At 63.5% G+C, this 650-nt stretch carries 1 protein-coding gene; it reads left to right on the forward strand.

What is annotated here, in order from left to right; translation table 11 throughout:
- Positions 1–336 precede the first annotated feature (336 nt).
- Positions 337–650, forward strand: a 314-nt coding sequence (locus tag FUT88_RS23370; protein WP_147218796.1) for a hypothetical protein, incomplete at its 3' end; no start/stop codon positions are given.

Raw genomic sequence — 650 nt, forward strand, 5'->3', positions numbered from 1 at the left:
CCGAGCTCGGAGCTCCGCGTGTGAGGCTTTTGGCTCGGCTGCCCGAGCTCAGAGCTCGGCGTACGAAAATCAGAATCCGGTGCGTACCCCATCGCTATAATTCCCCCGCTGCCGCACCAACGGCAGCACGGGTTTAGCGATCCGTAACTCTCCGAAGAGGCCGCCGTCACACGCGGCAGGCCTCAGCACACTCGCGCGCTTTCTATGGCGGGCCGGGTGGGGAGACCTTCGGGTCTACCGGTTTTCTCGGAGAGCCGGATCGCTAACCCCATCGTCGGCCCGCCTCCCTCGTTTAGCGACGAAAGTCGGGCCTTTCACCATCTCCGAGAGGTCCTTATGTCTAGCAGTGAACAGACGGCGCGGAGAATCGCGTCGTATCCCTCCCCGCCAACATCGCCACCCCCAACCGCATCCAACGCAGGCGGACTCACCAAAAACCGCGTCTACCTGAACGGCGCACTCGAGGCGCGGGCGTACCTCAAGCGCATCCGCACTGCCATGTGCACCCACGGCCAATGCCGGCCGGGCATGCTGCTCGAACAGCTGCAACTGTTCTCCGCGCAGTCGTTCCCGCCGCCGTTCGTGAAGGGCTTTGTCGATGCAATTGACGCCTACGTTTCGATGTCGCTTGGGGGCCGCGATGTCGATCC

Source organism: Ralstonia sp. TCR112 (assembly GCF_007997035.1).
Lineage (GTDB): Bacteria > Pseudomonadota > Gammaproteobacteria > Burkholderiales > Burkholderiaceae > Ralstonia > Ralstonia edaphi.